The 20299-nt window shown below is 68.1% G+C and carries 14 protein-coding genes; 11 read left to right on the forward strand and 3 right to left on the reverse strand.

The features are described 5' to 3' along the window. Nucleotide 1: 1 nt before the first annotated feature. Both AB0H36_RS20245 and AB0H36_RS20250 read right to left on the reverse strand, forming a co-directional pair. Complete coding sequence (locus AB0H36_RS20245) at nucleotides 2-751, reverse strand: FCD domain-containing protein (RefSeq protein WP_360525159.1); 750 nt, start codon at nucleotides 749-751, stop codon at nucleotides 2-4. Continuing rightward, on the reverse strand, nucleotides 748-2067 hold the full coding sequence (locus AB0H36_RS20250; protein WP_360525161.1) for an L-fuconate dehydratase: 1320 nt from the start codon (nucleotides 2065-2067) through the stop codon (nucleotides 748-750). The genes AB0H36_RS20245 and AB0H36_RS20250 overlap by 4 nt, the downstream gene beginning before the upstream one ends. Before the next feature lie 140 nt (nucleotides 2068-2207). On the opposite strand from AB0H36_RS20250, the gene AB0H36_RS20255 reads away from it, so the two are divergent. The 10 genes from AB0H36_RS20255 (at nucleotide 2208) to AB0H36_RS20300 (ending at nucleotide 17528) form a co-directional block, all read left to right on the forward strand. After that, nucleotides 2208-4583, forward strand: a complete 2376-nt coding sequence (locus tag AB0H36_RS20255) for a glycoside hydrolase N-terminal domain-containing protein (protein ID WP_360525164.1) — start codon at nucleotides 2208-2210, stop codon at nucleotides 4581-4583. A 25-nt stretch (nucleotides 4584-4608) separates the two neighbouring features. Continuing rightward, a complete protein-coding gene (locus tag AB0H36_RS20260; RefSeq protein ID WP_360525167.1) occupies nucleotides 4609-5601 on the forward strand; it encodes an ABC transporter permease subunit in 993 nt (330 codons plus the stop codon). Further along, on the forward strand, nucleotides 5598-6542 hold the full coding sequence (locus AB0H36_RS20265) for a carbohydrate ABC transporter permease (RefSeq protein WP_360525170.1): 945 nt from the start codon (nucleotides 5598-5600) through the stop codon (nucleotides 6540-6542). The genes AB0H36_RS20260 and AB0H36_RS20265 overlap by 4 nt, the downstream gene beginning before the upstream one ends. 35 nt (nucleotides 6543-6577) lie before the next feature. Further along, nucleotides 6578-8260, forward strand: coding sequence for an ABC transporter substrate-binding protein (locus AB0H36_RS20270; RefSeq protein ID WP_360525173.1), 1683 nt, complete (start codon nucleotides 6578-6580; stop codon nucleotides 8258-8260). Between the two features lie 66 nt (nucleotides 8261-8326). Then, a complete protein-coding gene (locus AB0H36_RS20275) occupies nucleotides 8327-9763 on the forward strand; it encodes an alpha-L-fucosidase (RefSeq protein ID WP_360525176.1) in 1437 nt (478 codons plus the stop codon). Between the two features lie 933 nt (nucleotides 9764-10696). Further along, nucleotides 10697-12001 (forward strand): sugar ABC transporter substrate-binding protein, encoded by a 1305-nt coding sequence (locus AB0H36_RS20280; RefSeq protein WP_360525179.1) that lies wholly within the window; start codon nucleotides 10697-10699, stop codon nucleotides 11999-12001. Next, on the forward strand, nucleotides 12001-12888 hold the full coding sequence (locus AB0H36_RS20285; protein ID WP_360525182.1) for a sugar ABC transporter permease: 888 nt from the start codon (nucleotides 12001-12003) through the stop codon (nucleotides 12886-12888). Before AB0H36_RS20280 ends, AB0H36_RS20285 begins: the two co-directional genes overlap by 1 nt. Next, nucleotides 12888-13817 carry a carbohydrate ABC transporter permease gene (locus tag AB0H36_RS20290; RefSeq protein ID WP_360525185.1) on the forward strand — a complete coding sequence of 310 codons (930 nt, stop codon included), beginning with the start codon at nucleotides 12888-12890 and terminating at the stop codon, nucleotides 13815-13817. The genes AB0H36_RS20285 and AB0H36_RS20290 overlap by 1 nt, the downstream gene beginning before the upstream one ends. Then, nucleotides 13814-16267 (forward strand): beta-galactosidase, encoded by a 2454-nt coding sequence (locus AB0H36_RS20295; RefSeq protein ID WP_360525187.1) that lies wholly within the window; start codon nucleotides 13814-13816, stop codon nucleotides 16265-16267. The genes AB0H36_RS20290 and AB0H36_RS20295 overlap by 4 nt, the downstream gene beginning before the upstream one ends. 13 nt (nucleotides 16268-16280) lie before the next feature. After that, complete coding sequence (locus tag AB0H36_RS20300) at nucleotides 16281-17528, forward strand: ROK family transcriptional regulator (protein ID WP_360525190.1); 1248 nt, start codon at nucleotides 16281-16283, stop codon at nucleotides 17526-17528. Here AB0H36_RS20300 and AB0H36_RS20305 read toward each other — a convergent pair. Next, entirely contained in the window at nucleotides 17525-19366 is a 1842-nt protein-coding gene (locus AB0H36_RS20305) for an ABC transporter ATP-binding protein (RefSeq protein ID WP_360525193.1), read from the reverse strand. The genes AB0H36_RS20300 and AB0H36_RS20305 overlap by 4 nt on opposite strands. Before the next feature lie 139 nt (nucleotides 19367-19505). Here AB0H36_RS20305 and AB0H36_RS20310 point away from each other — a divergent pair, with 139 nt between their 5' ends. Then, nucleotides 19506-19925 carry a MarR family transcriptional regulator gene (locus AB0H36_RS20310; protein WP_360525196.1) on the forward strand — a complete coding sequence of 140 codons (420 nt, stop codon included), beginning with the start codon at nucleotides 19506-19508 and terminating at the stop codon, nucleotides 19923-19925. Nucleotides 19926-20299 lie beyond the last annotated feature (374 nt).

Raw genomic sequence — 20299 nt, forward strand, 5'->3', positions numbered from 1 at the left:
CTCATTTCGTGGCCGGGCTCACGGTGGCTCGTTCGAGGAGGTAGTCCTCGACGGTGAACAGGTGGGCCGCCATCCGGGTTCGGGCCCGGTCCGGGTGGTGGGCGGCGAGGGCGGCGAGGATCGACAGGTGTTCGCGGTGCGCGGTCTCGTCGGCCCCCGGCTGCGAGATGGATCGGCGCAGCCGGTCACGCATTGTCCGTCCACCGAGCGCGTCGATCAGTGCGGCCAGGATCGGGTTCCCGGCTGCGTTCGCGATGATGCGGTGGAAGGCGATGTCGTTCTCGATCACGGTCTCGTGGTTGGGTTCCTCGAGTGTCAGCTCGGCCTCGTTGTGGCGCAGCAACTCGGCTGCCGCCTCGAGATCGGCCGCGTCGATCTGCAGGGCTGCCAGGGCGGCGGCCTCCGTCTCGAGGATCCGGCGGACGGCGTGCAGGTGATGGGTTCCGCTGCCGTCCTGGAGGTCGACGACGAATCCCATCGGAACCAGCAGCATCGACGGATCGAGCTTGGTCACGTAGGTGCCGGCGCCTTGCCTGGTCTCGAGAACCCCCATCATCGAGAGCGCCCGAACCCCTTCCCGCAACGGGTTCCGGGAGACCCCGAGGGCCGCGCCGAGCTCCTTCTCGACCGGAAGCCGGTCGCCGGGCCGGAGCCGGCCGTCGAGGATCATCTGCCGGATGCCCTCGACGACGACGTCGGTCTGGGAGACGCCGGGCGTGCGTGGCGGGTCCGCGAGCTCGCCCGGGTTCACGGCACCGGGTCCTCGGCTTGGCGGGCGGCCCAGTAGTCGCCGTCCGGAAACTGGTAGGTCTGGAGTGACTCCCTGTGCATCTCGGCACTGTAACCGGGCGCTGCAGGCAGCACGTACGCACCGTCGCGGACCACGCAGGGTGCGACGAAGTGCTCGTGCAGATGGTCGACGTACTCGGTGACCCGGCCGTCGAGGCTCCCGGAGACAGCGACGTAGTCGAAGATCGCGAGGTGTTGAACGAGCTCGCACAGACCGACTCCACCAGCGTGCGGGCAAACGGGTACGTCGAACCAGGCGGCCAGAAGGTAGACCGCCAGGACCTCGTTGACGCTGCCCAGCCGGGCCGCGTCGAGCTGGCAGTAGTCGATCGCGCCGGCCTGGAACATCTGCTTGAAGAGGACCCGGTTCATCCCGTGCTCGCCGGTGGCGACGCCGATCGGCGCCACCGCCTTGCGGATCGCGGCGTGCCCGAGGATGTCGTCGGGACTGGTGGGTTCCTCGATCCAGACCGGCTCGAACTCGGCCAGCGCCTTGACCCACTCGATTGCCTCAGGCACGTCCCACACCTGGTTCGCGTCGATCATCAGGTGACCGTCCGCCCCGAGCACTTCGCGAGCGATCCCGCACCGCCGGATGTCGTCCGCGAGGTCGGCGCCGACCTTGAGCTTCACGTGTTTGTAGCCGGCGGCAACGGCTTCCTCGCAGAGCCTGCGCAGCTTGGCGTCTGAGTAGCCCAGCCAGCCGGCCGAGGTGGTGTAGCAGGGGTACCCGGACGCCTCGAGCTGCTCGATTCGTCGCTTACGGCCCTCTTGTTGCCTCGCCAGCAGGGTGACCGCCTGCTCCGGCGTCAGGACGTCGGACAGATACCGCAGGTCGGCGGCGGCAACGAGCTGCTCGGGTGACATGTCGGCCAGCAGTCGCCACAGCGGTACGCCGGCTCGCCGGGCGGCCAGGTCCCACACCGCGTTCATCACCGCGGCCAGGGCCAGATGGATGACACCCTTGTCCGGTCCGAGCCACCGCAACTGACTGTCGGACTGCAGCTCGCGGTAGATCCCGCCGAGGTCTTCGCACAGCTCGTCGACGTCTCGGCCCACCAGCGGCTCACCGCGCTGAGCCGCGGCGGCGACGCACAGGTCGTTGCCGCGCCCGATGGTGAAGGTGAAGCCTTGGCCGGTGAGCCGGGGGTCGTCCGTGTGCAGGACGACGTACGCCGCCGAGTAGTCGCCGTCCTTGTTCATGGCGTCCGATCCGTCGCTGGTCAGCGAGGTCGGGAAGCGGATGTCGACGACCTCCACCGAGGTGATGTGTGGCATGGCGCGCCCCTCAGGATCAGACAATAGATGGGATCTTTCTTCAGATCCGACGCCGTTCAGTATGGACCAAGAGCGGACACAGCGCTACGATCCCGGAAAATCATGGGATCAATTCCCGTGACGCGACGGAGGGTTGTGAGATGGGCGACATGCTGGGCCCGGACCGCTCCGGCCTGCAGCGGCTGGTGTACGACCGGCCGGCCGGAACCTGGCTGGAGGCGTTGCCGCTGGGCAACGGCCGGATCGGCGCGATGTGTTTCGGCGGTGTCGGCACTGACCGGATCGGGCTGAACGACGAGACCCTCTGGTCGGGCGGCCCGGAGACCGCGCGATTGTTGTCGACTCCGCTCGGAGCGACCGGCGCCGAGGCCGTGCAGGCTGTCCGCGACGCGCTCACGGCAGGCGACATCCGCCGGGCGCACGAGCTGGCCCGAGGTCTTCACTCCGGCTACTCGCAGGCGTACCTGCCGCTGGGCGACCTCCTGCTGGAGTCACGCATCGATGGGGTGACACCTACCGAGGGTGACGTCACGCAGTACCGACGAGAGCTCGATCTCGACGGTGCCCTGGCCGTCGCGGAGTTCGAGGTGGGCGGTGTCGCCGTTCGCAAGGAGGCCTTCGTCAGCGCGCCGGACGGCGTACTGGTGCAGCGAATCACCGCATCGCGACCCGTCCTGGCGCTCACGTGCCGGCTGACGTCGCAGTTGCGGTCGGCCCCGCACGCGGTCGAGAACGGACTCGGACTGTTCCTGCAGGCGCCGGCCGATGTCGCTCCGCCGCATCGCGACGTACCAGAGCCGATCCGGTACTCCGACGGCGCGGATCGGGGCATGGCGGCGGCCATCGCCTTGCGCGCACGGACCGACGGCCGGCTCCGGGCGAGCGAGGCCGAGCTCATCGTCGAGGACGCAGCGGAAATCGTGCTGATCGTCTCGACCGCGACCGGGTACGACGGTCCCTTCACCGCGCCGACCCGGACAGCGGAGGAGTGCTGGTCCGCGGCGGACCAGGTCGTGCTCGCCGCGCTCGATCGGGAGTACGGCGACCTCGTGGCAGATCATCAGCGTGATCACCGGCGGCTGTACCGCCGGTCGTCGCTCGAGCTGGCCGGATCGCCGGAGCGGTCCGGGCTGCCGACCGATGAGCGGGTGGCCCGGGCGGTCGAGGTCGAGGACCCTGCCCTGGCCGCACTGATCTTCAACTACGGCCGCTACCTGATGGTGGCGAGTTCGCGACCGGGTGGCCTGCCGACGAACCTGCAGGGGATCTGGAACGACATCCTGCGGCCGCCGTGGAGCTCGAACTACACGGTGAACATCAACACCGAGATGAACTACTGGCCGGCCGAGACGACCAACCTCTCCGAGTGTCACGAGCCGCTGCTTCGGTATATCGATCACCTTGCCCAGGCGGGCCGCAGTACAGCCCGCGAACGGTACGGCTGCGGCGGTTGGACCGCGCACCACAACGCCGACGCCTGGTGCTGGACCAACCCCGTCGAGGGCGACCCGCGGTGGTCGAACTGGCCGCTGGCCGGCGCCTGGCTCACCAGCCACCTGTGGGACCACTACGAGTTCACCGGTGACCTGGAGTTTCTCGGTACGACGTGGCCGGCGATGCGCAGCGCGGCGGAGTTCTGCCTCGACTGGCTGGTCGAGCGGCCGGACGGCAGCCTCGGTACGTCGCCGTCGACCTCCCCGGAGAACGACTACCTGGCCGACGACGGTCAACCGGCCTCGGTCACCGAGTCGTCGACCATGGATCTGGCGCTCATCTCGGAACTGTTCCGCCGGGTCGAGCAGGCGGCCGAGTTGCTCGACGTCGTGGATCCGCTCGTCGACGAGTTCGCCACGGCACGCAAGCGACTTCCCGAGCCACCGGTCGGCGCACGAGGTCAACTGCAGGAGTGGGCGGCGGACTTCGCGGAGGAAGATCCGCACCACCGGCACATGTCCCACCTGGTCGGCCTCCACCCGGGCAGCGCGATCACGCCGGACGGCACGCCGACTCTGGCAGCGGCGGCCGCGCGCACGCTCGACCTGCGCGGCGACGAGGCGACGGGCTGGTCGCTGGCGTGGAAGATCAACCTGCGAGCCCGGCTCCGCGACGCGGCCGCGGCACATCGGCTGGTACGCGCCTTTCTGCGCCCGGCGAACGACACCTCGACCGACTACGTGGGCAGTGGCGCCGGCGTCTACCCGAACCTGTTCTGCGCGCATCCGCCGTTCCAGATCGACGGCAACTTCGGGGCGACGGCAGGAATCGCGGAGATGCTGCTGCAGAGCCACACCGGCGAGATCGAGCTGCTGCCGGCGCTGCCCGCCGAGTGGACCAGTGGACGAGTGACCGGCCTCCGGGCCCGCGGCGGGGTCGTCGTCGACATCGCCTGGACACCGAACGGCATCGAGGCCCTCCTGACGGCTGACCGGGACCAGGAGCGGATCGTGCGCCACGGCCACGACCGGGTGCCGGTGAGTTTGACGGCCGGTGTCGGTCACCGCGTGAGCCCGAGCTGATCGCCGGCCTGGACGAGGAGGTTCGATGGCAGTCCTGACAAGCATCCCGCCGCCCGTCGGCGAAGCACCGGCCCAGCAGCGCCGGCGCCGGCGGCGTGAACGCACCACCGTCACCGGTCTGCGGCGGAGTCTGCGCCGGCACTGGACCCTGTACCTGCTGATGGTCGTGCCGCTGGTCTGGTTCGTGGTGTTCAAGTACATCCCGATGTCGAACGCCGTGCTGGCGTTCAAGAACTACAACGTGGTGGCCGGCATCTGGGGCAGTCAGTGGACCGGCTTGCGTAACTTCGAGCTGTTCTTCCAGAACCCGGTGTTCTGGACGCTGCTGAAGAACACCTTCCTGCTGTCCGTCTACACGGTCGCGGCCAGCTTCCCGCTCGCGATCGTCCTGGCACTGGCGCTGAACGAGATCCGCACCGGGTTGTTCAAGAAGACGGTCCAGCTGGTGACGTACGCGCCGTACTTCATCTCCACCGTGGTGGTCGTCTCGATGACGATCCTGGTGTTGTCGCCGCGGCTCGGCATCGTGAACGAGGGGCTCGGGTTCTTCGGCGTACCGGCGGTGGACTTCCTGGGCAACCCGGACTACTTCCGGCACATCTATGTGTGGTCCGACGTCTGGCAGACGACCGGGTACTCGGCCGTGATCTACCTGGCGGCGCTGGCCGGGATCGACCCGGCCCTGCACGAGGCCGCCAAGGTCGACGGCGCCGGACGGCTGCGGCGGATCCTGCACGTCGATCTGCCCGGCATCATGCCGACCGCGGTGATCATCCTGGTGCTCGCGGTCGGCAACATCATGGCGATCGGGTTCGAGAAGGCGTTCCTGCTGCAGAACCCGCTGAATCTCAGCGAGTCCGAGATCATCGCCACCTACGTCTACAAGACCGGGCTGCTGAACGCCGACTTCAGCCTGGCCACCGCCGTCGGCCTGTTCAACTCCGTCATCAACCTGGTCCTGCTGCTCGGCGTCAACATGGTGGCCAAGCGGATCACCGGAAACGGACTGTGGTCATGAGCGCCGGAACGAGAACCCTGCCGAACAAGCGGACCGAGCGCCGGGCGGCGCGCGCACGCCGGATCCAGGAGTCGCGCACGGACCGGATGTTCATGTTCTGCGTCTACCTGCTGCTGATCGTGTTCCTCGCCGTCGTGCTGCTGCCACTGCTGTACATCGTGGCGAGCTCGTTCAGCAGCCCTGAGGCCGTGTCGTCCGGGCGGGTGCTGTTCTGGCCGGTGGAGTTCTCGCTGCGCGGGTACCGCGCGGTGTTCGAGAACCCGCAGATCATCCAGGGCTACGTGAACTCCTTGTTCTACACGGTCGTCGGCACGCTGGTCAGTGTCGTGATGACGATCGCGATCGCGTACCCGATGTCGCGCCGTACTCTGGTCGGCCGGAACGTCGTGATGAGCCTGATCCTGTTCACGATGCTGTTCACCGGCGGGCTGATCCCGACGTACCTGGTGGTCCAGCAGGTCGGACTGCTGGACACCCGGTGGGCACTGATCGTCCCGCAGGCGATCGGCGTCTGGCAGGTGATCATCGCTCGGACGTACTTCCGCACCGTGATCCCCGAGGAGCTGGTCGAGGCCTCGCAGCTGGACGGCTGCGGCGACCTGCGGTTCCTCTGGTCGGTGGTGATTCCGCTGGCCAAGCCGATGATCGCCGTGATCGCTCTGATGTACGCGATCATGCAGTGGAACTCGTACTTCGACGCGCTGATCTACCTGAAGAACCCGGATCTGTTCCCGCTGCAGCTCGTGCTGCGCAACATCCTGATCCTCAACACCTACAGCGGCGGCGCGATCGACGCCTCCGTCGTTCTGCAACGGCAGCAACTGGCCGATCTGCTCAAGTACTCGCTGATCGTGGTGGCCAGTGTGCCGGTGCTGCTCATCTATCCGTTCGTGGCGCGCTACTTCACCAAGGGAATCATGATCGGCGCCGTCAAGGGCTGATCCTTCGCACCATCTCTACCCCTGTGAGGGACAACATGACAACTCAGCTCAGGAGAACCAGGTTCGCGGCGGTCGCCGGGCTCTGTGTTCTGGCACTCGGCCTGGCCGCCTGCAGCGGATCCGGCACGTCGGCGGACGAGAGCAAGCCGCTGCCCACCGTGACCGGGAACCCGGCCGTGACACTGGACGTCTTCGCGCCCCAGGGCGCCGAGACCAACCTGGCCACGAACGAGTTCACCCAGAAGGTGAAGCAGCAGTTCAACATCAGCTTCAAGTGGCAGACCAGCACGTTCGACGGCGGGCCGGCCAAGGAGAAACGGCAGATCTCGCTGGCCAGCGGCGACTACCCGGACCTGTACCTGCTGATCCCGTGGGTCGACCAGTTCACCCCCGCCGAGCTGCTCAAGCTGGGCAGCCAGGGCGTCCTGGTTCCGCTGAACCAGCTGATCGACCAGTACGCGCCCAACATCAAGAAGGCGCTCGACGCCGAGCCGGAGTGGAAGGCGATGGCGACGGCTCCGGACGGCAAGATCTACGGCATGCCGCAGTGGGTCGACTGCTACCACTGCTCCTACCAGGGCAAGTTGTGGATGAACACCGCCTGGCTGAAGAAGCTCGGACTCGAGCAGCCGAAGACCACGGAGGACATGCGCAAGGTCCTGCAGGCGTTCAAGACCCAGGACCCGAACGGCAACGGCAAGGCGGACGAGATCCCGCTCAGCGCGAGCGTGCGGGACGCGTTGATCCCGTACTTCATGAACGCGTTCATCTACGACCCGCAGGGCACCAGCGGCAACAACAACTCGACCCTGGTGCTGAAGGACGGCAAGGTCGACCTGCAGGCCAACAAGGACGGCTGGCGCGAGGGACTCAAGTACCTGAACTCACTCTACAAGGAGGGCCTGATCGACAAGGGCGCCTTCACCCAGAACCCGGACGCGCTGCAGCAGCAGGGTGACGGTGGCAAGGCGCCGCTCCTCGGCTCGGCCACTGTGCTGCACCTGGGCATCGCGGTCAGCAACCTGCCCGACGGTCGCCAGAAGCAGTACGACGCGGTCCCGCCGCTGACCGGGCCGGGCGGTGCGAACTTCACCGGGTACAACTTCCCGAGTGCGCCGGGTGCGACGTTCGTACTGACGAACAAGGCCACCCAGGAGGAGCAGATCCAGGCGATCAAGCTGCTCGACTACATCTTCACCGACGAGGGGCAGATCAACGGGCAGTTCGGCAGCGAGGGCAAGACCTGGACGAAACCACAGCCAGGCGACGTCGCGCTCGACAAGTCGCTGAAGCCGGTGTTCAAGCAGATCCCGCAGCCCTCCGGCGCAACTCCGCCGAACTCCGGGTGGGGAGCGCTGGCGCAGTACAACAACACCGAGAAGTTCCGGAACTCCGAGGCGATCGCGACCGACATCTACAGCCCGGCCGGGTACGAGCGGCGGTTGTTCGAGGCAACCAAGCTGTACGAGGGCAAGGAGGACAAGGCGCTGATCTACCCGTACTGGAAGGTCTGGATCGACCCCTCGCTGGGCAGTGAGGTCGCGACCTTGCAGACCAACATCGAGAACTACGTGCAGCAGAACGCCCTGCAGTTCATCACCGGGTCGAAGAACATCGACTCCGACTGGGACGCCTACGTCAAGGGCCTCGAGGGCCTGGGCCTGAAGCGCTACCTCGAGATCCAGCAGACCGCGTACGACAAGATGCCCGGCAAGTAGCGCAACCGTGGGCCGGCCGGCGTGAACCGGCCGGCCCACACACCCATCACCGACCAGGAGCAACCAGTGCCGTTCGACGCAACTTTCGAGTCCCTGTCCACGTTCGAATGCCCGGACTGGTTCCGGGACGCGAAGCTCGGCATCTGGTCGCACTGGGGACCGCAGTCGGTGCCGCGGTACGGCGACTGGTACGCACGCCACATGTATCGCCAGGACAGCGACCAGTATCGCTACCACCTGCGTACGTACGGCCATCCGTCGGAGTTCGGCTACAAGGACGTCGTACCGCTGTGGAAGGCCGAACGGTTCGATCCGAAGGACCTGATGGACCGGTTCGTCACGGCCGGCGCCCGGTACGTCGTGGCCCAGGCCGTGCACCACGACAACTTCTTCAACTACGACTCGGAGGTCAACCCCTGGAACTCGGTGCGGGTGGGCCCGGGCAAGGACATCCTGGCGCTGTGGAAGGCCGCCGCGGCCGAGCGCGGGCTGCCGTTCGGGATCACCGAGCACCTGGGCGCCGCACTCGGGTGGATGGCCGTCAACAAGGGCAGCGACAAGCACGGGCCGCTCGCCGGCGTTCCGTACGACGGCACCGATCCGGCGTACCGCGACGTGTACCTGGACAACAGCCGCTACCTTCCCGCGGACGACGTGGTGGTTCCGGATCCGTGGTACTGCGACGATCCCGCCTGGCGCGACTACTGGCTCGCGGCGGTGACCGAGATGATCGACCGGCACCAGCCCGATCTGCTCTACACCGACGGCCCGTTGCCGTTCGGCGAGGTCGACTACGAGCCCGGTCTGCGGGCGGTCGCGCATCTCTACAACACCAGTGCGCGGATCCACGGGACGAACCGCGCCGTGTACCAGCAGAAGGACCGCCGGCCCGAGGTGCACGTGGTCGGTGTGATGGACATCGAACGCAGCCAGACTCCTGGTATCCACTCCGAGCCCTGGCAGACCGACACCTCGGTCGGTGACTGGTTCTACAACGTGCGCGACGTCTACAAGACCGCCGGTCACGTGATCGAGATGCTCGTCGACATCGTGGCGAAGAACGGGAACCTGTTGCTGAACATCCCGCAACTGCCCGACGGCACGCTCGATCTGGAGTGCTCGCAACTCCTCGACGACCTCGGCGCCTGGATGCGGGTCTGCGGCGAAGGAATCTACGGGACGAGACCGTACCGGGTGTTCGGCGAGGGACCGTCGAGTGTCGTGATCAAGGGCTTCACCGAGGACCGCGTGAACTGGACCGACGCCGACTACCGCTTCACCCGCCGCGAGGACACCGTCTACGCTTTCCAGCTGGCCTGGCCGTCCGACGGCCGCGCCGTCATCCGAAGCCTCGCCGGGAGCGAGACAGTCACCGGCGTCCGCCTCCTCGGCCACGGCCCGGTCCCCTTCGACCAGGCCCACGGCATCCTGATCGCCCGCCTCCCCGACAACCCTCCTCTCGCGGCCGCGAACTGCCTCGCCCTCACCGTGGCAACCACCTGAAACCACTTGGAACGGACGCCGCCTCCGGCGAACCGACACCGCCTCCGGCGGCGGCAGTTTGTTGCCGCCTTCGGCGGGGTCGCGGGTGGGGTTGTCATGGCGTGGAGGCGGTCCGGGTTCCGGGAGCGTGGTGGCCTCCGGTGCAGTTCGACAGGACGTATACCCACGGCTGGCTGCTCCCTCGCCTGAACCGGCTGGGGATCGGGGTCGAGGGCCGGACACCTCCTGTCGAAAAGGACACAAGCCGCATTACGACCCCAACGTTGGTTGCCGCGGCGCTAGCTGCTCGGTAAGTCTCGCGGGCGACGACATCACGGCGTTGCACCGGCTTCTCCGCCGATGGGCGCCTGGCGCGTCTCACCGGTTGGCGCAGCCGCCGGAGGCGGCCGCTAGAACAGCCGCCGCCGAAGGCGTGTCCGTCCTGCGGTGGGCGGTTCTGTCCGCCGATGCCCTCGAGCCGGACGCCGGTTCGCGACCCCCCCGACGGCGGCTGCAGAACAGCCGCCGCGGAAGGCAGTGTCCGTCCTGCGGCCAGGCGTTCTCTCCGCCGGTCGCCTCCGGCCGGACAGCGGTCGACTCCGCCGAAGGCGGCTGGAGAAACAGCCGCCGCCGAAGGCGTGCCGTCCTGCGGTTGGCGGTTCTCTCCGCCGGTCGCCTCCGGCCGGACAGCGGCTTGCGACTCCGCCGAAGGCGGCTGGAGAACGGTCGCCGCCGAAGGCGGTGTCCTTGGACCTGAGCCGCCCGGAGTTGTAGAAACCCGCAGAACTTACTCGGTTCAGCTTGTGCTGGGTGGGGCGCGGCCGGCTGGTCACGGTTTGGCAACTGGGTGGCGAGGTCTTGCCAGGGGTTATTCCAATGGTTAGTTTAACCGGCACTCAAACGCTCAGGGTTCAACAGAAACCCTCAGGGTTCAACAGGCAAGGAGGGCCAGCGATGGCCATGGACGGGACGCAGCTTTCGCGTCGGGGTTTTCTCGGGATGGGTCTGGCCGCGGGCGTCATCACGCTCACCGCCTGCGGGGCCGACAGTGACGACCAGGGTTCGTCGTCGGGCAACGCCAGCGCCGCCAACCTGGTGATGACGGTGTGGGGCGGGGAGAACGACAAGACGACGTACCAGAAGCGGATCGACCTGCTGGTCAAGAAGTTCCCCGAGCTGAAGGTGACGCTGCAGCTGATCCCGGGCGACGGGTACGCGCAGAAGGTCCAGACGATGATTGCCGGCGGCAAGGGCCCGGACATCATGCAGGTCGCCGAGAGCGTCAACGTCTACTCGAGCAAGAACCAGATCCAGCCGCTGGACGAGCTGGCCGCGAAGGCCGGGATCGACCTGGAGAAGCGGTTCGGCTCGATCGGGAAGCTGTACTCCTACCAGGACAAGGTCTACGCGGTCCCGGACCGCTCCGGCGCGATGATCGTCTTCTACAACAAGGCGCTGTTCGAGGCCAAGGGCATCAAGGCGCCGAGCGCGGACTGGACCTGGGACGACGCGCTCAGCGCGTTCAAGGAGCTGACCGTGCCGGGCAAGCAGTGGGGTTACGCCGGCTCGGGCTGGTGGGCCCAGTGGTGGAGCTTCGTGTACCAGAACGGCGGCAAGATCATCGACGACAGCGGCAAGCCCGCGGTCGCCACCGACGAGGTGATCGAAGCGCTGCAGTGGGCCGGTGACCTGATCTTCAAGCACGGCGTCGTACCCACCCAGAAGCAGTACGCCGACATGGGCGCCGACGTCGGCGGCGACGCGGCGTTCGCGAACGGCAAGGTCGCGGTCAACACCACCGGGTTCTGGGGTATCAGCGGCCTGACCAAGTCCAAGATCGAGTGGGACATCGCCCCGCTGTGGAAGGGCAAGGAGCAGGCGGTGACCGCGTTCGGCAGCGGCCTGGCGGTGTCGCGGACGGCGAAGAATCCCGAGGCGGCGCTGAAGGCGATCGACTTCCTCACCTCGCCGGAGGCCCAGCAGCAGATCATCGCCACCGGCCAGGACGTGCCGGCCAACATCGAGGTGCAGAAGAGCGAGGCGTTCCTGAAGCCGGCCTGGATGACCAAGCCGGTGAACATGAACGTGTTCGGCGAGTCCAGCGACTTCGTCTACCGGGCGCCGTTCATCCCGGCCTGGAACGAGATGCAGAAGGCGTTCGACGACGGGCTGGCCGACTTCTGGCTGGGCAAGCAGGACGCCCGGACCGCGCTGACCGCGATCCAGAAGCGGCTCGAGACCATCGTCAAGCCGAGCTGATGTCCAGGTTGCGCCGCCGCGAGGCGATGTGGTTCTACCTGTTCGCGTCGCCGTGGATCATCGGCTTCGTGGTGTTCCTGCTCGGCCCGATGATCGCCTCGGTCTACATCTCGCTGACCGACTGGGACTCGTTCACGCCGCCGAAGTGGGTCGGGCTGGAGAACTACACCCGGCTGCTGACCGAGGACCCGGTGTTCTGGAAGGCGTTGTGGAACACGTTCTACTACGCCGCGATCTCGGTGCCGCTGGGGCTCGGGATCGGGCTGTGGCTGGCGAACCTGCTGAACAAGCAGGTTGGCCTCCGCAAGGTGTTCCGGACGCTGATCTACCTGCCGACCCTGGTGCCGCTGGTCGCGACGGCGATGATCTTCAAGATGGTGCTGGCCCCGTCCGGCCCGCTCAACGACGTGCTCGGGGTGTTCGGCATCCCGGGCCCGTCGTGGCTGCTGGAGGCGGTCTGGGTGAAGCCCGCGCTGATCCTGCTGTCCGTCTGGGGCGCCGGCGGCGCGACCGTGCTGTTGCTGGCGGCAATGAAGGGCATCCCGCGCGAGCTCTACGAGGCGGCCGAGGTGGACGGCGCCGGGCCGATCCGGCAGTTCTGGAGCATCACCGTCCCGCAGCTGACCCCGATCATCTTCTTCAACCTGATCATGGGGCTGATCGGCGCCTTCCAGGTGTTCTCCCAGGTCTACATCCTGACCAAGGGCGGGCCGAACAACGCCAGCCAGATGATGGTGCCGATGCTGTTCGACGAGGCGTTCTCCTTCTACCACATGGGCTACGCATCGGCGCTGTCCTGGCTGCTGTTCGCAGTCATCCTGGTGTTCACGCTGCTTGCCTTCCGCACCGCCCGGCGCTGGGTGTTCTACGAGACCGAGGTGAAGTAATGGCCACCGTCCTCTCTCCTGCTGCACCGCCGCAGCAGGACCAGCGGCGTACGCCGGAGCGGCCGCCCGGCCGGGATCGGGTGCTCGGCGTGTTTCGGGCGTCGCCGTTCACGTATGCGACGTTGATCGTGGTGTCGGCGGTGTTGTGTGTGCCGTTGGTGTTCGTGGTGTCGATCGCGCTGGCCAGTGACCAGACGGTGAACGCCAACACCTTCACGATCCTGCCGCGCGAGTTCCACTGGGACAACTTCACCCGGGTGTTCAGCACCGACCTGCCGATGCAGCGGTTCCTGCTGAACTCGGTGATCATCTCGACCGGCGCGGTGATCGGCCAGGTGCTGTCCAGCGGCCTGGTCGGCTACGCGTTCGCCCGGTTGCGGGCGCCGGGCAAGAACACGCTGTTCATCATCGTGCTGGCCACGATGATGATCCCGGCGCAGATCACGATGATCCCGCAGTTCATCCTGTTCAAGGAACTCGGCTGGGTGAACACCTACCTGCCGCTGATCGTGCCGAACTTCTTCTCCAACGCGTTCAACGTCTTCCTGGTCCGGCAGTTCGTGTCCCGGCTGCCGAGTGAGATCGACGAGGCGGCGATGGTGGACGGGCTCGGCTTCTTCGGCATCTACCGCCGGATCATGCTGCCGATGCTCAGCCCGGTGCTGATCGCGATCGGGATCTTCACCCTGACCGCGACCTGGGGCGACTTCATGGGCCCGTTGATCTACCTGAACGACGAGACCAAGATGCCGCTCGCCCTGGGCGTGCAGTACATCACCAGTACGTCGGCCGCGCTCCAGGCGCCACCGTGGAACCTGGTGATGGTCGGGTCGATCCTGCTCACCTTGCCGATGATCCTGGTGTACTACCTGGGTCAGCGGTACCTGTACGAGATGGACATCAGCGGCGGCAGCGCGGGGGTCAAGTGAACGCGGTTTCCATGGATGCCCAGGGCATCGTCATCGACGGCAAGCCACAGGTCGTCCTGTGCGCGTCCCTGTTCTACTTCCGGCTGCCCCGCGAGCAGTGGCAGGAGCGGCTCGAGCAGGTGCGCGCGTCGGGCTATACGTGTGTCGATGTCTACCTGCCATGGAACTTCCACGAGCTCGCGCCCGGCCGCTGGTCGTTCGACGGGCGGCGGGACGTGGCCGCGTTCCTCGACCTCGCCCACGCGACCGGGCTGCACGTCATCGCCCGGCCCGGTCCGTACATCTGCTCGGAGTGGGACGGCGGCGCGCTGCCGGCCTGGCTCGGCCTCGACCCGGACCTGCGCGTCCGGCAGAACGAGCCGCGCTTCCTCGCTCAGGTGAGCGCCTGGTACGACGAGGTGCTGCCGCTGCTCGCAGCCCGGCAATTCGGCGCGGGCGGCTCGGTCATCATGGTCCAGCTGGAGAACGAGCTGGACTTCTTCGACTGCGAGGACCGCACCGGTTACCTCACTGCCCTGCGCGACCAGGCGGTTGCCCACGGCATCACGGTGCCGCTGGTCGCCTGCGCCGGTCAGGGTGACCTGTTCGGTGCCACGGGCAACGTGCCGGGCGTCGTACCGGCGTGCAACTTCTACCCGAACGACGACTCGCCGTACATCGAGGAAGAGGTACGGCGCTACGCGCAGCTGCTCGCGGACCGCGGGTTGCCGCTGCTGATCACCGAGACCAACCGGCGGCACCGGACGCTGCGCCGGTTGCTGGCCAGCGGTGCGTCGCTGATCGCGCCGTACCTGCAGGCCTCGGGGTGGAACTTCGGGTACACGCCGTCGAGTGGCAACTGGGGCACGCCGGGCAACTTCATGAGCCACGGGTACGACTTCGGCGGTTTCGTGTCCTCGACGGGGATCGGGCGGCCGGAGTACGGCGAGGCGCAGGTGCTCGCCCGCGTCCTCGAGGCACTGGGCTCCCGGTTGGCGCTGGCCACGTCGGGAGCGTCGGTCGAGGTGGTCGCGGACTTCCCGACCAGCTCGTCTCCGTCCGCACTGGACCTCCACGGCGGCGGACAGTTGGTCGCGGTGCCGAACCTGGGATCGGAAGACGGGCGCGCCCGCGTCCGGGACGTGTCTGTGGCGGTTGCGGCGGACTCGTGCCCACTGATGCCGATCGACCTGCCGCTGGGCGACAAGACGCTCACTCTGGCGTCCGCCGACCTCGTCGGGCTGTCCGATGACGGGCTGATCTTCTCGTCGAAGGTCCCGGTGACCGTTGTCATCGGCAACACCTCGGTGGAGCTCGCGGTCGGGACCAACTTGGTAGTCGACGGCGTACGGGTCAGCGTGGAGGCACCGGTGGAGGTCGGTGCGTCCGAGAAGGTCGAGGCGCAGGACGTGACTGTGGTGCGCCGGCGGGAGACCGAGGCCCCGGACAAGCCCGCGGGGACTCACGAGCTGCCGCCGACGCTGGAGTCGCTTGGGGTCTATCGCGGACGCGGGACGTACCGCGCGACGGCTGACCTGGCGGGTGTCGACGAGCTGTTGCTGGTCGGTGCGTCGGACATCGTTGACCTTTCGGTCGGCGGGCGGGTTCAAACGCTGGCCGGGTTCGGCGCCACCGAGCGGATCGACGTCCGTGGACTCACCGGCGAGATCGAGGCGACGGTCGAGATCTGGGGTCATGCCAACTTCGACGACGCGCGGCTGCCGGCGCTTCAGCTCGGTGCGTTGCGCGGCCTGGGCGCACTGTGGTCGATTGTCGACAATCAAGACATCTCGGCGTTGTGGATCGTCGATGGGCACTGGGCCGGCGACCCGGCGCCGCTGCGCAGCCTGACCGGGTGGAGCAGTACTCGCGTCGGCACGCCGGTCACCTACACGCGCCGGATCGACACGACGATGACGACGGCCTTGCACCTGGACGGCGTACGCGAGCCAGTGCACGTGACGGTCGGCGACGGTGAGCCGGTCACGGTGCACGCCGAGAATCCGTGGGTGCTCGTTCCGGCCGGGACCAAGCAGATCTCGGTGACCGTGCCGCACAACCCGAGTGGTGGCGGCCTACGCGCCGAGTTGCTGAGCTTGCAGCCGGTGACCGATTGGACGTGCGCCGTACAGGACGACGAGCTGCTGACCGCGTTCGTGCTGCAGGACGGCCCGGCGACGGAGATCGAGCTGCCGCTGACGCTGGAGCCGGGGGAGGAGGTCTGGCTCGACGTACGGCTTCCATCGTTGCAGAATGGATCGGTTGTCCGGCCCGAGGGCACGCAGGTGCGGGTCACCGGCTGGGCGTCCGGCGAGTGTGTGGGGCGGGTCTGGACCGGGGAGCGTCCAGCCTTCTCCGGCGGCGATCCCGACGTACTGTGGATTCCGCCGGGCTGGTCCGGCCTGACGCTGCTGGTCCGGGGCGTCGGTGGCCCGGGCACGCCGGAGCTGCGAAAACTGAGTGTCGAGTGATGGAGGGGGAAGGTTGCCGAGGCAGACGTCTCGCGATCTGCGCAACGAGAGCCGGTTCGAGGTTCTGCACGCGCTGTTCTCGCTCGGTCCCTCGACCCGGCAGGAGATCGCCAAGCACACCGGGCTGAGTACGGCGACCGTCGCCACGCTGGTGACGCAGTTCCTGGCCGAGGGGGTGCTGCGGATCGCGACGGTCGAGCAGAACACCGTCGGCCGTCCGTACGAGCGGCTCAGCATCGACCCCGACCGCGGCCGGATCATCGGCATCGACGTGGCCGAGACCTACGTCGACGCGACCGTGTACGACGTGACGCTCGGGCCGCTCGGGCAGAGCGAAGTGGCTCTCGACGAGCACGAGAACGACCCGGCGTACGTCGTCGACGGCATCGTCCGCGCGATCAAGGCGGCCGTCGCGGCCAGCGGGACCCGGCGCGACGCGATCATCGGCGCCGGGGTGAGCATGCCCGGCCAGGTCCGCCCGGACGCCGGCGTCTCGGTCTTCGCGCCGAACTGGGACTGGCACGAGGTGAAGATCGAGGCGCTGCTCGAGGAACGCCTCGGCATGCCGGTGTACGTCGACAACCCGCTGAAGGCGGTCGCGCTGTCGGAGATGTGGTTCGGCGTCGGCCGGGAGACCAAGACGATGGCCGTGGTCAACCTCGGGACAGGGGTTGGCGCGGGGATCGCGATCGACGGCTCACTGCTGCGGGGCGCGGCCAACAATGCCGGCGAGTGGGGTCACACGCTGCTGCAGCTGGACGGCCGGCCGTGCCGGTGCGGGCGGCGCGGCTGTGTCGAAGCCTACCTCGGGGTGCACGGGCTGGAGATGTCGCTGGCCGAGATCGATCCGGATCATCCCGCGCTTCGGCAGCCGCTGCAGCGGGGGTTCGTCGACGCGGTGGCCGAGGGGCTTGCCGCCGACGACCCGGCGCTGCTCGAGCTTGCCCGCCGTACGTCGCACTACCTGGCGGCCTCGCTCGGCGACCTGGTCAACCTGCTGAACGTCCCGCACGTCACGCTCACCGGGTGGACGACGAAGACGCTGGCCGAGTGGCTGCTGCCCGCCGTACGGGAGGAGCTGCCTGAGCACGTGCTGCCTGGTTCGCGGCCGGGGCTGACGGTCGGGGCCTCGCGGGTGCCGGGCAATCCGGTGGCGCTCGGGATGGCGGCGTTCACGTTGGAGCAGTTCCTGGGCGCGCTGGGGCTGGCAAGCTCGGCCAGCGCGCCGGGCACGCGCCGCCGCCTCCGCGCCAAAGCCTAGGCAGCTTCCTCGAACTGGGTGGTGTAGAGCTCGGAGTACAGGCCGCCGGCGGCGAGCAGCTCGTCGTGCGTGCCGCGTTCCCGGATCCGGCCGTCGTCCAGGACGAGGATCAGGTCCGCGTTGCGGATTGTCGACAATCGGTGTGCGATCACCAGCGAGGTCCGTCCGGACAGCGCGTTCGCGAGCGCGGCCTGTACGGCGGCCTCGGACTCGGAGTCCAGGTGTGCGGTGGCCTCGTCGAGGATCACGATCGACGGCGCCTTGAGCAGCAGCCGGGCGATCGCCAGCCGCTGCCGCTCGCCACCGGACAGCCGGTAGCCGCGGTCGCCGACCACGGTGTCGAGTCCATCGGGCAGGCTGTTCACCAGGGTTGCGATCTGGGCGGCCTCGAGCGCCTGCTGCAACTCGTCCTCGGTCGCCTCCGGCCGGGCGAAGAGCAGGTTGGACCGAATCGTGTCGTGGTACATGTGCGAGTCCTGCGTGACCACGCCGATCACCGATCGCAGCGAGTCCTGCGTGACCTCGCGGACGTCCCGGCCGCCGACCAGGATCGCTCCACCGGTCACGTCGTACATCCGGGAGACCAGGGAGGCGAGGGTCGTCTTGCCGGCGCCGGACGGGCCGACGACCGCGACCAGCTGGCCGGGCTCGACGGTGAAGCTGACGTCCTTCAGCACCTCCTCGCCGGTCTCGGCGGACAGTGTCGCGACGGACTCGAGCGAGGCCAGCGAGACCTCCTCGGCGGACGGGTAGTGGAAGGACACGTGCTCGAACTCGATCGACGGCTCGACGGTGGCCGGGAGCTCCTTCGCGTCCTTGCGGTCGGCAACCATCGGCGGGAGGTCGAGCACCTCGAGCACGCGCTCGAAGCTGACCAGCGTAGTCATGATGTCGACCTGGATGTTGGACAGCGCCGTGAGCGGGCCGTAGAGCCGGTTCAGGTACGCCGTCAGCGCGACGACCGTCCCGATCCCGAGTGCTCCCTGGACCGCGAACACGCCGCCCACGCCGTACACGAGAGCCACGGCGAGCGCGGCGACGAGGGTGAGCGAGACGCGGAAGATGGCGGCGTACATCGCGGTGGTGACGCCGATGTCGCGCACCCGGGCGGCCTTGCCGGCGAAGTCCTGCGAGGAGTCCTGCGTCCGGCCGAAGACCTTGGCCAGTACGGCGCCCGCGACGTTGAAGCGCTCGGTCATCGTCTGGGCCATGGTCGCGTTCAGCCGGTAGGTCTCGGCGGTTGCCTCCCGCAACCGGCCGGCGATCAGCCGGGCGGGCAGGATGAACAGCGGCAGCAGGACCAGCGCGAGCAGCGTGATTTGCCAGGACATCACGAACATCGCGCCGAGGACGAGGGCGACGCTGAGCAGGTTGGAGACCACGTTCGACAGCGTCGAGGTGAAGGCTTGCTGGGCGCCGAGGACGTCGCCGTTCAGGCGCTGGATCAGCGCGCCGGTCTGGGTCCGGCTGAAGAACGCGACCGGCAGCTGCTGGACGTGGTCGAACACGGCGGTGCGCAGGTCGTAGACGAGACCTTCACCGATCCGGGAGGAGAACCAGCGCTCGGCCAGCGTGAGTGTGCCGGCGAACACCGCGAGAGCGCCGACGGCCAGCGAGAGCCAGATGACCAACTGGGTGTTGCCGGGGACGATGCCGCGGTCGATGATCTCGCGGAACAGCAACGGGGTGGCGGCGCCGGTGGCCGCGTCGACGGCGACCAGGACCAGGAAGACGGCCAGCTGGCGGCGGTAGGGGACGGCGAACTTGAGGATCCGCCGGAGCGTGCCGGCGGAAAGCTTGTGGTTACGGACCGAGGAGTCCTTGAGCAGCGAGCGCATCGCTCGACCGCCGCCGGCTCCTGAGCCCGGAAGTCCGGAGATCTGTGACATCGGTGCCTTTCGGTCGGGGACCAGATATACTGAGTTTAGCTCACTATGAGCTGGGCTCACAAGATCCGTCAACCCTTAGGCTTTGCTCGTGCCCGGACCGGATGACACCGCTGAACAGATCGCGGCGCTGCTCGAAGGCATCGTCCGCCGGCAGCGGCGCGCGCTGAAACAGGACGTCGACGTCACCCACGGCCAGTTTCGTCTGCTGCGCACCCTGGACCACGCCGGCCAGCCCCTGCGGCCCAGCGAACTGGCCAATCAGCTCGGCATCGTGCCGCGCTCGGCCACCACGGTCGTCGACGACCTGGAAGCCGCCGGCCTGGTCGCCCGCCGCCCCGACCCCGCCGACCGCCGCGCCACCCTGGTCGCCCTCACCCCAGCCGGCACCAAGGTCCTCACCACCATCCGCCGCCAACGCCGCGACGCCATGGTCTCCCTCATCGAACGCCTGACCCTCACCGAACAATCAACCCTCCTCCACCTCCTAACCCGCCTATCCGACGACTAACCACGCCCCCCACCACCCCGCCACGACCGCCCCGCCGCCACCGCCCCCCGCGTCCCGCCGCCGCGCCCGCCGCACCCGCCGCGCCGCCGCACTGCCGCACCCGCCGCGCCAGCCGCCCCCGGCGTCCCGCCGCCCCCCGCGTCCAGCAGCCGCGCCCGCCGTACCCGCCGCGCCCGCCGTACCCGCCGCGCCGCCGTACCCGCCGCGCCGCCGCGCCCGCCGCCCCCGCGCCCGCCGCCCTCCGGCGCGCCCCCATCCCACGTTTGAAGGGATAACCCCTTCGCTTGTGGGTTCTCCCCTCGCAGACGAGAGGAGAACCCACAACTCGAACGGATATCCCTCCGAAGGTCAGGCCCCGATGCGCAACGCTGCCC

It is taken from the genome of Kribbella sp. NPDC050820, from assembly GCF_040653975.1.
GTDB lineage: Bacteria > Actinomycetota > Actinomycetes > Propionibacteriales > Kribbellaceae > Kribbella.